Consider the following 14,172-nt stretch of genomic DNA (forward strand, 5'->3'; position numbering starts at 1 on the left):
ACACGTCCCTGTTTACGGCTGCGACTGCGGCGGGACCGCGGCCGGATCTAGCTGCTGATAAGGTTGCAGAACGGTTTCGCGTTGCTCGCCCAGCACCCAGGCGAAGCCCGAGTACATCACCACCAGGCAGACCACGGTGAACAGCACCACCATCCACGCCGGCACGATGCGCACCAGGCTACGACGCTGATCGTTCAAGCCTTCCCAATGCGGCGACAGCTCACGAGGAACATCGCCGCGCAGTTGACGAATCTGCCGATACAAGGCGTCGCGGATGCCTTCGAGTTCAAGCATGCCGCGCGCTTGCACCCGGTACTTGCCTTCGAAACCGAGGGACAGGCACAGGTACATCAGCTCCAGCATCGGCAGGTGCTTGACCGGGTTTTTCGACAGGCGATCCAGCAGCTGGAAGAACTTCTCGCCACCGAAGGTTTCGTTGTGGAAGCTGCTGAGCAGGCTCATTTGCGACCACTCGCTTTCGTTGCCCCACGGCGTGGTGACGACAGCTTCGTCGACCACGGTGCACAGCACATAACGGGCGGCCATTACCTGGCTGCTTTCGGCGCCGTTGTGCAGCGCACGCACTTCAAACAGCTTCAGCCCGGCGGTCAGTCGCTCGTTGAGCGCGTACAGGTCTTCGCGGGTGTCGCTGTGCTTCAGGCGAACCACTTCCGACAGCAGTTCGGACGCAGCGGCCACCAGCGAATTGAGGCTGATGTTGAACGCTTCGGCCGGGCGCAGGCGCGCCGCGTAGATCATCCGTTCTTCCAGCTGCTCGAAACGCGGCGGTGCAGCGAAGTCCGTCAGCGGACTCGACGCCGGGCCGTGGCCCTGGCGGTCGAGCAGGACGGTTTTGTCGTCCTGGTTATATTCCATGTCCTTGATCATGTCGGTCAGTTCCTGATGGCCCAGAATTTCAGTTCAAGCTCGGCGAATTCGCCGGACACGTGGAACGCGAAGCCGCCGGAGCGCTCGAGTTGCGCCAGGTCTTCGGAACTGAGTTCGAGGATGAAATAGGTTTTGTTGGAGTGGAACGCGATCTGCCGTGGGGCCACCGGCAACGGTTTGACCTTGATGCCCGGCAGATGCAGGTTGACCAGTTGGCGGATGCGCTCCACGGGGCCGACCTTGAGGTGCGCCGGCAAGCGATGGCGCAGTTCTTCGGAGTCGCAGTTGGCACTGGCCGCAAGCACGAACGAGGCCGAGCCCAACAGTTTGTGGTCGTGCAACGGCGACACGATGATCCCGTACTGACGCGCTTGCAGCACCAGTTCGATGGCGTGCTGTTCAAGCACCATCGACAGCACCTGACGAATCGCTTCCATCAGTTTGCGGAAGCTCGCGCCCTGATCGCTGTGCTGGTAACGGCTGTCCAGACGCGGGCGCTTGCTCTCGCTGGAAAACGTCGCCAGATCGCCGAGCATGGTCAGCAGCGTGCGGTACAACTCTTCCGGGTGCACCTGTTCCAGGCCGAGATAATGGCGCAGCAGCATTTCGGTGCGGTTGATCAGTTGCAGCATCATGAAGTCGCCGATTTCCGCGCCACCGACCTTACCGTTGGAGCTGATCCGGTCGGCAATGGTATCGCCCCGGTGGCCGAGCATGCTGATGACTTCTTTGAGGCACGACAGCAGGTAGCTGGACGAATGCGCCTGAATGTAGGTCGGCACGAAGTCGGGGTCGAGGCTGATCACGCCGTCGGGCGTGGTGTCGAGCACTTCGCAGATTTTCAGCTTCACGTAGGCCTGGTCGCTCTGCTGCTCGCCGAGCAACAGTTTGAAGTCCGGACGACCGCAGCTGACCTGGCTGGCGGAGTCGTCGCCGGCGTTGGAGTCGGCGACTTCCGCGTCGTACGCGGTGTAGCGCGCCAGCACGTCGGATTGCTCCGGGCGGCGAGACTCGATGTGGTTACCGGTCACCAGTGGCAGCGCCAGGTAGATTGGCGTGTTGCCAGTGTTCGGCGGCACGTCCAGGGCCAACGGCTCGGTGTTGCCGCCGAGTTCGAACAGGCTGCCGTCCGGCAGAATCCCCGAGGCCTGGCTGATCACCAGTTTGCCCATGTTGAGGAACTGCAAGTCGATTTCCAGGTTGAGGAAGCCCCAGATGTAGCTGCCCAGCAACTGGGTACGGGTCTTCATCTGGTGGTCGTAGTAACGATCGTTGTGCTGGAAGTGCTGCGGACGCAACAGCATGCCTTCCTGCCAAATGACTTTATGGGAATTCATGATCAGTCATCCGCCTTGGCGAGCGTTTCATGGGTATTGCGGATGCCGGCCTGATCGAGGGTCAGGTCAGCCACGGTGACTTCCAGCGGAGTGATTTGCACTGTGTAGCGCCATTTGGTTTCCGGCAGGTCGCGGTAGGCCGCGAGTACGCCGACGTAACGGCTACCCTCCTCCACGCTGAGCTTGAGCTCGATGGTTTCACCCGGACGCAGTTCGAGCTCTTCGCTGGCAACCAGGTCCGGGACCAGAGACTCCTTGGCGCGTTCATAGAGGCTGAAGAAATCAGCGTTCTCGAACGTCACCGGGTGCTTGAGCTCCAACAGGCGCACGACAATCGGCGACGGACGACCGTTGAGGTCCGGGTTCAGCTGATCGCTGGCGGTCAGCTTCAGGTTGAGTTTGGTCACGGTGGAATACGGCGACAGCGACGAGCAACCGGCCAACAGCACAAGGGCAGCGAACGCAGTCAGCGTCTTGTAAAAAGCGGTGGAACAGCGAGACATGCGCATCATCCTTGGTGGTCGGTGTGAAGGGTGGAAATCAGGCGGATCTGTTCTTCGTAAGCCTGAGCGAAGTCGCGGGCCAGCAGGCGCTCGCTCCAGTCATCGTCCTGACGCAGGGCCTGGTGATAACGCCCGTAAGCTCTCCAGCGACTGCCGGAGGTGGCGAGCAACGGTTTGTTGTCGCGCTCGAAACGCAGGGTCAGCTGTTGCGGCGAGAAGTGCTCCAGGGTGCCGCGAACGGCGGCGCGGCTGGCGGTCAGCAACGCCACCTGATGCGCCTGCAAATCGCGGAACGCACGGGAGATCGCTTGCTCCGCCGGCAACTGGCCCGGCTTGTTACCCTGCAACAGAATGCCCAGCGCTTCACCGGCATCGACGGCGAATTTCAGCGGATTCTTGTGGGTACCTTGCACGGTGGTCTGGGCCAGGCGCAGTTCGTTTTTCAGTTCACTGCGGGTGCGCAGGCTCTGCTGCAAACCGCCGACGCTTTGCTTGAGCAGGCGCGCGGCGTTCAGGGCCAGGGCTTCGCGGGCGTCGTGGTCGAGGCCTTTGAGGTCCACGCCCAACGCTGCACCGAAGTGCTCCCAGAACCCTTCGCTCTGACGCTCGACCGCTTTTGGCGGAGGGGCTGGCACAGGTTCTGCCGGGGCGTCGATCAGCTCCGGCACCATCAGGCTTTCCATGTCGATGCGCGCATAGTCGGCACGCTGACGGGTGTCTTCGATGGTGGTGCTCGGGGAAATCAGTTCGTCGATTTCCGAGTACACGCGCTCTTGCTGGTCGAGGGCATTGAGCGGGTCGAGGTCGAGGAACGCATCGTCCGGAATGATGCTGCCAGCAGCCTGCGGACGACCGACTTCGACGTCGAATGTCGCCGGGTCGCGTACCAGTCGCGCACGGATCTCGAAGTCACCCAGCACATACACGCTGCCGTGCTCGATGCGCATTGGCTCGCCCTTGCGCAGGCGCGCGCCGCTTTCGCTGTCCTGGATACCGTTGCTGCTGGTATCGGTCAGGAAAAACGTGCCTTCGCGGTAGCTGATCACCGCGTGGTGGTTGGACAGGTGACGCTTGCGGTCGGGAATGATCCAGTCGCAATCCTCGCCCCGGCCGATTACGCCACCGGCCTGTTTGAAGGTCTTCTGGCACAAATCCGTGGGCACGAACTGCTTGGTGTTCAGCATTTCGAAAACCAGTTCCATGGTGATACTCCTTGCGGTCACTTGCCGCGATTGACCGCCTGCGGATCACCCAATGGGCGATAGGTGTTGTCGTTGTATTTGTAATTGCCGCTACAGCCGCCGAGGCCGCATAGAACGACGAGGGTCAGCAGGACGGCTTGCCAGTGACGAACAGACATCAGAGGGTCTCCAGGGGTAGACAAAGCACAAAGCGCCGACCCGTTTGGGCGGCGCTATAAGAAGCGAATGAGGTGAGATCGACGGTCTTTTGCCTACCCATCGAAATCACCCAAGTTGATATTCAGGCGCCCGAGGCGGTACAGCAGCGTGCGCCGTGGCAACCCGAGTTCGCGGGCGGCGAGGGTCTGGTTGCCGTCGTTTTTGCGCAGGCAATCGAGGAGCAAACTACGTTCGACCTGCTCCAGGCGTTCACGCAGGTTCAAGCCGCTGTTGTCTTCCGGCATGGCTTCCATGCGCAGGGAGAAATGCTCGGCCAGCAACTCGCTGCCTTCGCACAGCAATACCGCGCGTTCGACCAGACCTTTGAGTTCGCGAACGTTGCCGGGAAACGCATAACCGGACAGGTGATCCAGCGCCGCGTCGGACCAACGCACCGCATCCCGTTGCAAGAAGGCGCAGGCCTTGTCGGCGAAGTGTCGCGCCAGGTCGAGGATGTCGCCTTCGCGCTGACGCAACGCCGGCAACTCGATCGGGAATTGCGCGAGGCGGTAGTACAAGTCCTCGCGGAATTTGCCTTCGCTGACCAGCACCGACAAATCCCGGTGCGTCGCGGCGATGATGCGCACGTCGATTTTGTGGGTGTCATTGGAACCCAACGGGCGGATCTCGCCTTCCTGCAACACACGCAGCAACTTGGCTTGCAGGGACAACGGCATGTCGCCGATTTCATCGAGCAACAAGGTGCCGCCATTGGCCGCGTCGAACAGCCCGGCACGGTCGCGGTCGGCGCCGGTGAAGGCGCCTTTGCGGTAGCCGAACAGCTCGCTTTCCAGCAGGTTCTCGGGGAACGCCGCGCAGTTCTGCACGATGAACGCCTGGGACCGTCGCGGGCCGCAATCGTGAATCGCCCGCGCGACCACTTCCTTGCCGGTGCCGGTTTCGCCGCGCAGCAGCACGGTGTAAGGGCTGTGCAGGACTTTGCTGATCAGCGAATAGGTCTGGCGCATCGCCGCGCTCTTGCCGATCAGGCCATAACCGCTGGCGCTCGGGACATTGACCGGTGCCGGTCGAACATCGCCGCTCGGCTGGCGCAAACGCTGCAGCAAGTGCAGTTGACCGAGCACGAACGAGCCCAATTGACTGAGGGAATCGGCAAAGCCTTGCAGGTCGATGTCCCGGCGACTGGCGCACAGCAGCAATCCTTCGACAGCCTTTTGCTGATTGACCAACGGCACGCACAACAGCGACTGCCAAGGCGTGGCCTGAGGCGGCAGGAAACTGGTTTCGTGCAGGCTGCCGCTCAGCTCGCTGAGGTACACCACACGGTTCTGGCACAAGGCGAACTGCAGCAGTTGTTCACCGTTGTAATCCGCCGGCAGGCTCGCCCCTTCCCGGGGTTGCAGAATGCCGTTCAGGCACTCGGCGTTCATCCCCAGGCAGGTGTGGGTCGCATCCAGCAAATACAACTGCGCTAGTTCGCAACCGCTGAGTTCGGCCAACCCGCGCACGAAGTCACCCAGCAACGCAGCACCGTCCGCCGCGCGCGACAGGCTGGCGAATTGCGCCAGCAAGGCTTCGGCATAAACCAGCGGTTGCGGCACTTGAGTGAACATCACACCCACCTCAGGCGAACTCGCACATCACGCTGGCGTCGCCGTCGAGCGTCGCATGCACGCGCTTGAGGCTTTCGCCGGTAGCCATTGCATCGAGCAAACGGTCAGCCACCAACGGCAGCACGTGCAGGTCGAGCAAGTGGTCGATCAGACGCGCGCCGCTGTCGCTTTGGGTGCAGCGTTCGGCCAAGTGATCGACGAGGTCCTGGGAGTAAGTGAAATCGAGCTGACGACGGTTCAGGCGCTCGCCCAAACGACCCAGTTTGATTTCGATCAGCTCGCGCAGCACCGGGCCACCGACCGGGTAGTAAGGCACCACGCGCATGCGCGCCAGCAACGCCGGTTTGAAGTGCTTGCTGAGCACCGGGCGAATGGTTTCTTCGAGGACTTCGGCGGTAGGACGCGCACCGTTTTCGCAGAGTTCGCTGATGCGGTCGCTGCCCAGGTTCGAGGTCATCAGGATCAACGTGTTGCGGAAGTCGATCTCGCGACCTTCCCCGTCGTTGGCCACGCCTTTGTCGAAGATTTGGTAGAACAGGTTGAGCACGTCCGGGTCGGCTTTCTCGACTTCATCGAGCAACACCACCGAGTACGGTTTTTGGCGCACGGCTTCGGTGAGCATGCCGCCCTCGCCATAACCGACGTAGCCCGGCGGCGCACCGATCAGGCGCGAGACAGTGTGCTTCTCCTGGAACTCGGACATGTTGATGGTGGTGATGAAGCGATCACCGCCGTACAGCAAATCGGCGAGGGCCAGCGCGGTTTCGGTTTTACCAACACCGCTCGGGCCCACCAGCAGGAACACGCCGACCGGTGCATCCGGTTTGTTGAGGCCAGCGGCAGTGGCGCGCATCGAACGGTCGAGGGCATGAACCGCTTGTTCCTGACCACGAATACGGGTGCGCAGGTCGGTGGCGAAACTCGCGACCTTGGCGTTGTGTTCGCGGGCCAGTTGCGCCAATGGCACACCGGTCCAGGCGCTGATCACTTCGGCCACCAGACGCGGGCAGACTTCGAAACTCACCAGACGTTCTTTGACTTGCAGTTCAGTCAGGGTTTTGTGCGTTTCGTTAAGCGCGGCTTCCAGCGCTTCGACGGTTTGGGTTTCGTCGACTGGCACTTCAAGGGTTTCGATAACGGTGCCTTCGGCGTCCTCTTCAACCGTTACGGTTGGCTCGACAGCAGCGACCTCACGAGCCTTGGCCAATTGCTGACGCAGGTCCAGCAGGCCCTCAGCCAATTCTTTCTGCTCGGTCCAGAGGGTTTCCAGCGCAACCCTTTCGTCATCGGCAGCAGCCAGGCGATCTTCCAAAGCGTCCAGCGCTTCGTGATCGATCAGCAAACCGGCCTCGGCGTCGCGACGCAGGGCCTGACGCTGACGGCCACCTTCGGCCAGTTCGCCACGCAGGCGCTCCAGGCTTTCCGGGGCGGCGGCGAGGCTGATGCGCACGCGGGCGCACGCGGTATCGAGTACGTCGACGGCTTTGTCCGGCAGCTGACGACCCGCCAGGTAACGGGCAGACAACTCGGCCGCTGCAACCACTGCGTCATCGCGCAGGTAGATGCCGTGGCTCTTCTCATAGACCTGAGCCAAACCACGCAGGATGGTCACCGCTTCGCTGACGGTCGGTTCGTGCAGTTGCACCGGCTGGAAGCGACGGGCCAGGGCCGGGTCTTTCTCGAAGTATTTTTTGTACTCCGCCCAGGTGGTGGCGGCGATGGTGCGCAACTCGCCACGGGCCAGGGCCGGTTTCAGCAAGTTGGCCGCGTCGGAACCACCGGCATTACCGCCCGCGCCGATCAAAGTGTGGGCTTCGTCGATGAACAGGATGATCGGTTTCGGCGAGGCTTTGACTTCGTCGATCACGCCTTTGAGGCGACGTTCGAATTCACCTTTGACGCTGGCGCCAGCCTGCAACAGGCCCATGTCCAGCGACAGCAATTCGACGCCTTTGAGTACCTGCGGCACTTCACCGGCTGCGATGCGCGAGGCCAGGCCTTCGACGATGGCGGTTTTGCCGACGCCGGCTTCACCAACCACAATCGGGTTGTTCTTGCGCCGACGGGCGAGGATGTCGACCATCTGGCGGATCGCGCCATCGCGGCACAGCACCGGGTCGAGTTTACCGTCGCGGGCCTGTTGGGTCAGGTTATGGGTGAAGCGCTCCAGCAGCGATTCGCCCGGCACGGCGGGTTTGCCGGTGGCCGGTTGTTCCTTCTGCGACAGGGCGAATTCTTTCAGGCGCTCGATGTTCAGCTTGGCCAGCAACGACTGATACCGGCTGCCGGCGTAACGCATCGGGTTGCGCAACAATGCGAGAATCAACGCGGCTTGCTCGACCTGACTCTGGCCCAATTCGAGGTTGGCCACCAGCAAGGCGTCTTGCAGCCACTGCACCAGTTCCGGGGCAAACACCGGGTTGCGCGAGGCGCTGTGCTCGACCCGCGATTGCAGGGCGGCGCTCAGTTCGCCGGCATCCACTTCGGCATCTTGCAGCGCGCGGGCGAGCAGGCCTTGCGGGCGCTCCAGCAGGCCCAGCAGCAAGTCTTCGACGAGGATCTTGCTGCCGCCACGGGCGACGCAGCGTTCGGCAGAACTTTCCAGATCACGACGGGTTTCGGCGTCCAGCGCCTGGATAAGTTGTTGCAGGTCTACGTTGATCATGTGTCATCTGTCCTTAATGAGTTTTGCTGCCCAGGGTCACCACGCCGTCCGCTTTTTCGCGGCCCAGCCAACTGGTCCACCCCAGGCGACAGGCGTTCTGCTCACCGATGCGCAGTTCGCGGATTTCTTCCTGGCGCAACACCAGGCGAATGTCGTAATCGAGCGGGTCACGCAGGGTGAACCGCACCAGCGCGCACAGCGGCTGGTAGCCGAAACCGATCGGCAGGAATTCGTGAAAGCGTTGCCAGTCGAGCTCGCGGATGTGAATGCGGAATTTGCCGCTGCGATCACGCACGTGTTCGCCCAGCACCAGGTCTTCGCCGAGCATGCTGTTGGCGCGACCCAAGCGATTGCGCTGCTCGTCGAGGATTTCGACGCGGCGCTCGATGCACTGCTCGATGGTCAGCTCGGCGTGCTTGAAGTAGTAACGCAGCACCGCTTCGATCAGCGCCGCCGAGTGCGCGCGCAAGCTGAGCAGGCCGAGGTAGGGCAGCAGGCGCTTCCAGTTCAGCTCCTGAGCCTTGCGAATCTCTTCGCCACCGAGGCCGATCAACGCAAACAACTGCGCCGAAAACGGATCGAGCGCGCCGCTTTGGAAACTTGCGCGGTAGCGATATTTTTTCCAGATCGGCAGCATCAGCCGTTGCAGGCGATGGTGGAACAGGTCAAGGAAGTTGCGGGTCGGGTTGCCGTCTTCGCTGTCGCCCAGGGCCTGTTCGCCGTAGAACGCCGGCAGCGGCGAACCCGAACCGACCAGGCCGATCAGGTTGAAACGCAAGCGCGCACGCATCTGCCCATGCTCTTTGAAAAACTCCACGCGATCGACGTCACTGCCCGGGAAACCCAGGCTCGGATTGGCCTGGAATTCCAGCTGGTCGTACAGGTCGTCTTCGCTCAGGTACGGGTGCGCCTCGCGCAGCCGGTCAACCACCAGCAGCACGGCCTGAAACAGCGAGTACTCGCGTATTACCCGGGTCAGCCCGCTTAAAGCAGGGGCTGCAGGCCCATACGTGGTGTCCATTGGTACACCTCTCCCTGTGTGCTTTTTACTCGCAGCTCGTGGAACGAATTGAGACTGGCGTAAAGCGCGAAAAACTCGTTAAGAACCGAAGCGAACACGAACAGGTCGCCCTCGCCGATATACCCTTCCGGGTCGATGGTCAGCTCGGTGCGCAAGCCGCGCACCGGCAAGCCACGGTGCAAGCGGTCAACGTGGTGGTGCTTGATGTGCTTGAGGCCGCCGAGCAGGCGTTTGCTGACTTTTTCCGCGTGTTGGTCGTAGTAGCGCGGCAGGTCGTAGGTTTCGAGAATCACCTTCAACGCATTGACGTCGGCCAACGACAGGTAGTTAAGCGACATGTTGCTGATCAGCTTCCAGAGGAAGTCACGGTTCAGCGGCGGCGCGAAACTCGAGGTGGCCGGAGTGATATTGCGGAAGCTCAAAAACTCCGGCGTCTCTTCGCAGGCCATGCAGATGTCGCCGAGCTTGAGCTTGCGCGGCAGGTTCTGGTTGGTGCACATCAGCTCGATCGACAGGGTTTCATGGGCTTCGGTGTGGCGGATGCCGAAGCTCAGGTAGGTGTCGAGGCCGTCGTGCAGCAAGGACGAACGCTGGCGGATGCTGTAATGCGGACGGCTGGTGGGCACGTCGAAACTCGGGTCGTGCTCGAAGGATTCGAACGGCACGTACTCCTGATAACCGAGGCCGCCGGGTTTCCAGCCGGTCACGGTTTCCACTGAGAACACGCCGCAGTTTTCCAGGTCGTATTCGGCCGGCAACAGCAGGTATTCGTCCTGCTTGCCATCGAGGCGAATCGGCAGCGCATCGTGCTCGAACAGGTTAACGATCGGCGTGCAGTAGAGCTTCACGTTGTCCAGGGTCGGACGCATACGCATGATGCCGCTCTTGCGAATATCGAAGCGCAACTCCAGGCCGCGCATCTGCTTCAACGTGTCTTCCGGCAGCGCCTTGAGCAGGTCCAGACCGCTGACGTCAACGAACAGGAACTTATCCTGAAAGGCGAAATACTCCTGCAAATAGCGATAGCCGCGGAAGGTGTTCAGCGGATACGGAATCAACGCTTCTTCCTCGGCAAACCCCACCGGCTGGACGCGGTCGCCAGGCATCTTGAACGCCATCGGCTGGCCGTTCACACCGTTGATGGGCTTGCCGGCGCCGTCCAGCGGGATCAACTCGATGCCTTCAAGGTTGCGCAACAGGCTCAGGTAAAGCATCTGACTGATGTAGCGCTCACCGGCGAAGTGCAGGCGCAGACGGCTCAGCTCCAACTCACCCAAGTGACCATCAGCGCTCATCTCCAGACGCAGGCTCAACAGCGAACCGTCGCCCTTCACCGAATAGGTCAGCGCCGCCAGATCCAGCGCCTGGACTTCAGTCGGGTAGCACGTGCGGAAGCGGCAACGCACGTCATCGACCGGCACACTCTCGACCGGTGTATCGCGCTCGACCCTCAACGCAGGTCCGGAACGCTTCAATGGGTCAAACTGCAAAATGCTGAACGCCGGCAGCGGCCGCATGTAGTTCGGCCACAGCAACTGCATCAGGGAATGGCTGAGTTCCGGCAACTCGTCGTCGAGCTTCTGCCGCAGGCGGCCGGTCAGGAACGCGAAGCCCTCCAGCAACCGCTCCACATCCGGATCCCGCCCGGCCTGCCCAAGGAAAGGCGCCAACGCCGGGCTACGCTCGGCGAAACGACGACCTAACTGGCGAAGTGCGGTGAGTTCGCTTTGGTAGTAGTGGTTAAAGGACATGGGGTAGCTGCCTGGTGTTGAATTCGGGTGAGCTCGGTACGTGCTTCGACGCGGTATTCATATTCATGCGGACGGTCGATTCAGGAAGTAAGTGCCGATGCTGTGCATCACCGCAAAGCCCATCAAGGTGACAAATGTCAGCGTGCGGTGAAGCTTCGAGTTCCGGCTCGCAGCGCGCAGACCCGTCAGGGCCAAGATCAGCGCCATCAACGCAAAGCTTCCGAACAAATCGCTGTCGGCCAAGCCGGTCAGATACATTTCCATTTCTGTGTTCATGAAAAAAACGTCCTGTAGAGCGCAACCGTCAGACCTGAAACCACATAGCCGGTGAGGAGCAGATAGGCAGCCACCATCCAGTTGTTCAGGACCACATATCCGACACACCACTCGGTATGGAAAAACAGGCACGGAGACGAGCCGACGTTTTTGTTCATGCCGGACTCAAATTCGCGTAGTAGGAGCCGGCGAGTTCCATCACAACAACGCTCATCAACACCACAAACGTCAGCGCGCGATGCAGCAGCGACTCTCGGAATCCACGACGAAGCCCGGTCAGAATCAGCACAAGGCACAGCAATGCCAGAGCGCCAAACAAATTGCTGTCGGCTACAACGGCCAGGTAGCCTTCTAGTTCACCGTTCACAAGCATGTTCGTCAGTCTTCCATGTGGACGTAGGGCGTGTTACTGATAAAAATGTTTAACCAATGCCATTCCCATCGGGGCATGGCTATATCAAATGTTTTTTCATTCTTATTGAAATACAGCCAGGAAACTCCAACCATTTTATCGTTTTCCACAGATTGCATATCCAACGACTGTGTTGAGTACAGAGGTGTGCGATAAACTTCCTTCGGATGTTCCCTGTCAGTGACTCTCAGATAAGCCATCCCCCCCAGAGTCACAATGCGACCAACGCGAACGTTCTCGATAATGTACCGACCTGAAGGGCTCACAAGCATCGAGCTGGCTGGATAACCAAGCATCGCCTTCACAACGAAAAAAACCGTACCAACAATAACAATCAACACCACCAACCCGCGCACGCTTCTTTTATTCAAAAAAGCAAAGAACCTACTTACACCACTCATTTTTCGGCCTCCCCTGGTGATACAGCATTCGAGGGCGAACTTAATATGAATCGACTTAGCCAATTATTTGACCATGTGTCATTTTCCAACACAAAAAATTTTCCTTTAATGTTGAAATGAACCTTTCCAACGACCACCTCTTCAGGGGTTTCATCAACATTCATTGCCAACATTTTTGTTGGATACAACGGGCTTCGTTTGATTTTGCCTGGCGCATCTTGATCTGTGATTCGCAAATAAGAAACATCCTCTGCTGTCAACAGCCCCTTCACGGATACCCGCTCCACGATGAACTGTCGCGAGGGACTCAACGCAATAACATCGGGACGTCGCAGGGGGAGAGTGTCAAGAACAAACCAAAACACGCCTAGAGCCCCCAACAGCAGGGCTACGATAGCGAAGCAGGCCAATTTCCAACGCATGTTCAACCTGAGATTTCCACGACAGTACGGGGGATATCTTCATACTGGATGTCCGAAAAAATACGGAAATCACCGCCTTTCCCGTGTTGCGCTCTGTACTCAACAAAATCGTTGTTTTGCACTAAATAGTAACGCTTACTTTCAACCTCCTGAAACAAGGCAGCCATGTCCTCTGGGGAAATTGCGGAATTTTCTGAAACCGAGGCCTGCATGGAGGCCATATTAGTATTACTTGCCAATGCCGCCGCTGGATTCGCTATTCCATCAAAGTTCCAGAACCCGAGAGGTTGACTGACACTGGTGTCGTTCCCGTCAGTAAAATCGTAACTGTCTTCGGCATAAAATCCGAGCCGATCAACAATGAACTCAATCTTCTTATCTGCAATAATTACCTCACCTTCGGCAATTACTCGCAGATTGAAATTTGCCAGTGCCGCTCGTAGCTCGTCGACCGACCCAACCTTGTATTGGTCCATTATCACAGGCAGCGTATTGGTAGCCTTGAATTTCTCGGCCTCAGCTGCGTTACCATTAAACTTGATCGGATATCGCCCAGAAGGACTATTTGCAAACTTCTCCGTAAATCTTGTTTGCATGAGGGTTGTGGCGTTTGGGCTATTCCACTTTGTTTTAAGTTCTACCTGTATTTTTTTTGCCCGGTCGAACTTCATCAGCCAATCCATCTTGATGATGGATGTTTCGAGATATTCGGCTGGCACAGCCTTCTTGTGATCCTTTGTTAATTCATCCATTCCGCCATTTTCAGTGCCCCACGGTTTACCCTTGAACCAGTGATCCATTAAATCGGCGGCGACGGGCCACTGCATTTTTCGCATTGCGTCAGGGATGTCGGAAACTCCAAACTTGCGCGCAGTAACAGCCGACTGACCAGTCTTGTTACTCGCAGGAGTCATGCTTGCAGTCACTGCTGTACCCGCCATTTCAACATCCTTTGCAATAGTAAAAATCAGCAATTCAGGTATGCGTACGTTGTTTACGCAATCGCGATCTTCGTTTGTTGCTCAATCACCAACTCAACGGCTTCCGCTGTTGCGGAGAAAACGCGCTGAGTCTTTCCATCCTTATCGGTCACGCCATTGATGATCTTTCCTGAGGCGGTTTTAAGCGTGTATTCCACCCCAGCGAGCGGCGTCCCGGTGTCCTGGCAATTGATCACAAAGTGCTCGTTGAAAGGCCACTGAATCTCAACCGGCAATGGCGGAACAAACGGCACCGACGTATGCGAGTTCCCAATAATCACCGTCGAAGACCCAGCCGTAACCTTATTGCCATGAGTACCAACAGAACCCACCGTTGCCGCCGGTTTCCCATTGATCAAAACGGTCGTCGCAAGATCGCCAACCAACGCACCACCACACGCCGAAGCATCGCCTTGGCTGGCGGCTGCGAGGCCGTCGAAGAACACGTCGCCGGACCCGGCGACGATCGGGTTGGTGCCGTGGCCGGGGAGCGGGCAAGCGGTGGGGTCGGTGACGCGTGCTGCTGGTTTGCCGGACATCGG

The 14,172-nt window shown here is 59.3% G+C and carries 16 protein-coding genes; all 16 read right to left on the reverse strand.

What is annotated here, in order from left to right; all coding sequences use genetic code 11:
• Nucleotides 1-12 precede the first annotated feature (12 nt).
• The 16 genes from icmH to ACYZT2_RS00540 all read right to left on the reverse strand — a co-directional run bounded on the left by icmH (nucleotide 13) and on the right by ACYZT2_RS00540 (nucleotide 14,169).
• Nucleotides 13-888 (reverse strand): type IVB secretion system protein IcmH/DotU, encoded by an 876-nt coding sequence (gene icmH, locus ACYZT2_RS00465; RefSeq protein ID WP_461969208.1) that lies wholly within the window; start codon nucleotides 886-888, stop codon nucleotides 13-15.
• 5 nt (nucleotides 889-893) lie between these two features.
• Nucleotides 894-2,225, reverse strand: coding sequence for a type VI secretion system baseplate subunit TssK (tssK, locus tag ACYZT2_RS00470; RefSeq protein WP_123720205.1), 1,332 nt, complete (start codon nucleotides 2,223-2,225; stop codon nucleotides 894-896).
• A 2-nt stretch (nucleotides 2,226-2,227) separates the two neighbouring features.
• Nucleotides 2,228-2,728, reverse strand: a complete 501-nt coding sequence (gene tssJ / locus ACYZT2_RS00475) for a type VI secretion system lipoprotein TssJ (RefSeq protein WP_461969211.1) — start codon at nucleotides 2,726-2,728, stop codon at nucleotides 2,228-2,230.
• A gap of 5 nt (nucleotides 2,729-2,733) precedes the next feature.
• Nucleotides 2,734-3,930 (reverse strand): type VI secretion system-associated FHA domain protein TagH, encoded by a 1,197-nt coding sequence (tagH, locus tag ACYZT2_RS00480; protein ID WP_461969213.1) that lies wholly within the window; start codon nucleotides 3,928-3,930, stop codon nucleotides 2,734-2,736.
• A gap of 17 nt (nucleotides 3,931-3,947) precedes the next feature.
• The gene (locus tag ACYZT2_RS00485) at nucleotides 3,948-4,088 is read right to left on the reverse strand and encodes a hypothetical protein (RefSeq protein WP_008150087.1); all 141 of its coding nucleotides are present in this window, start codon (nucleotides 4,086-4,088) and stop codon (nucleotides 3,948-3,950) included.
• 93 nt (nucleotides 4,089-4,181) lie between these two features.
• The gene (locus ACYZT2_RS00490; RefSeq protein ID WP_461969215.1) at nucleotides 4,182-5,702 is read right to left on the reverse strand and encodes a sigma-54 interaction domain-containing protein; all 1,521 of its coding nucleotides are present in this window, start codon (nucleotides 5,700-5,702) and stop codon (nucleotides 4,182-4,184) included.
• A 10-nt stretch (nucleotides 5,703-5,712) separates the two neighbouring features.
• Nucleotides 5,713-8,367 carry a type VI secretion system ATPase TssH gene (gene tssH / locus ACYZT2_RS00495; RefSeq protein ID WP_461969217.1) on the reverse strand — a complete coding sequence of 885 codons (2,655 nt, stop codon included), beginning with the start codon at nucleotides 8,365-8,367 and terminating at the stop codon, nucleotides 5,713-5,715.
• 13 nt (nucleotides 8,368-8,380) lie between these two features.
• Nucleotides 8,381-9,388 (reverse strand): type VI secretion system baseplate subunit TssG, encoded by a 1,008-nt coding sequence (gene tssG, locus ACYZT2_RS00500; protein ID WP_461969219.1) that lies wholly within the window; start codon nucleotides 9,386-9,388, stop codon nucleotides 8,381-8,383.
• Complete coding sequence (tssF, locus tag ACYZT2_RS00505) at nucleotides 9,352-11,139, reverse strand: type VI secretion system baseplate subunit TssF (protein WP_461969221.1); 1,788 nt, start codon at nucleotides 11,137-11,139, stop codon at nucleotides 9,352-9,354. Before tssF ends, tssG begins: the two co-directional genes overlap by 37 nt.
• 63 nt (nucleotides 11,140-11,202) lie before the next feature.
• Entirely contained in the window at nucleotides 11,203-11,415 is a 213-nt protein-coding gene (locus tag ACYZT2_RS00510; RefSeq protein WP_461969223.1) for a hypothetical protein, read from the reverse strand.
• Nucleotides 11,412-11,573: a hypothetical protein gene (locus tag ACYZT2_RS00515; protein WP_461969225.1), complete on the reverse strand. Its 162-nt coding sequence runs from the start codon at nucleotides 11,571-11,573 to the stop codon at nucleotides 11,412-11,414. The genes ACYZT2_RS00510 and ACYZT2_RS00515 overlap by 4 nt, the downstream gene beginning before the upstream one ends.
• Nucleotides 11,570-11,788 (reverse strand): hypothetical protein, encoded by a 219-nt coding sequence (locus ACYZT2_RS00520; RefSeq protein ID WP_461969227.1) that lies wholly within the window; start codon nucleotides 11,786-11,788, stop codon nucleotides 11,570-11,572. Before ACYZT2_RS00520 ends, ACYZT2_RS00515 begins: the two co-directional genes overlap by 4 nt.
• 5 nt (nucleotides 11,789-11,793) lie before the next feature.
• On the reverse strand, nucleotides 11,794-12,228 hold the full coding sequence (locus ACYZT2_RS00525; RefSeq protein ID WP_461969229.1) for a hypothetical protein: 435 nt from the start codon (nucleotides 12,226-12,228) through the stop codon (nucleotides 11,794-11,796).
• A complete protein-coding gene (locus ACYZT2_RS00530) occupies nucleotides 12,225-12,650 on the reverse strand; it encodes a hypothetical protein (RefSeq protein ID WP_461969231.1) in 426 nt (141 codons plus the stop codon). Before ACYZT2_RS00530 ends, ACYZT2_RS00525 begins: the two co-directional genes overlap by 4 nt.
• A 2-nt stretch (nucleotides 12,651-12,652) precedes the next feature.
• Nucleotides 12,653-13,591 (reverse strand): DUF6402 family protein, encoded by a 939-nt coding sequence (locus ACYZT2_RS00535; protein WP_461969233.1) that lies wholly within the window; start codon nucleotides 13,589-13,591, stop codon nucleotides 12,653-12,655.
• Between the two features lie 53 nt (nucleotides 13,592-13,644).
• A complete protein-coding gene (locus tag ACYZT2_RS00540) occupies nucleotides 13,645-14,169 on the reverse strand; it encodes a PAAR domain-containing protein (RefSeq protein ID WP_461969235.1) in 525 nt (174 codons plus the stop codon).
• Between the last annotated feature and the right edge of the window lie 3 nt (nucleotides 14,170-14,172).

The sequence above is a fragment of the Pseudomonas sp. MDT1-85 genome (assembly GCF_054898065.1).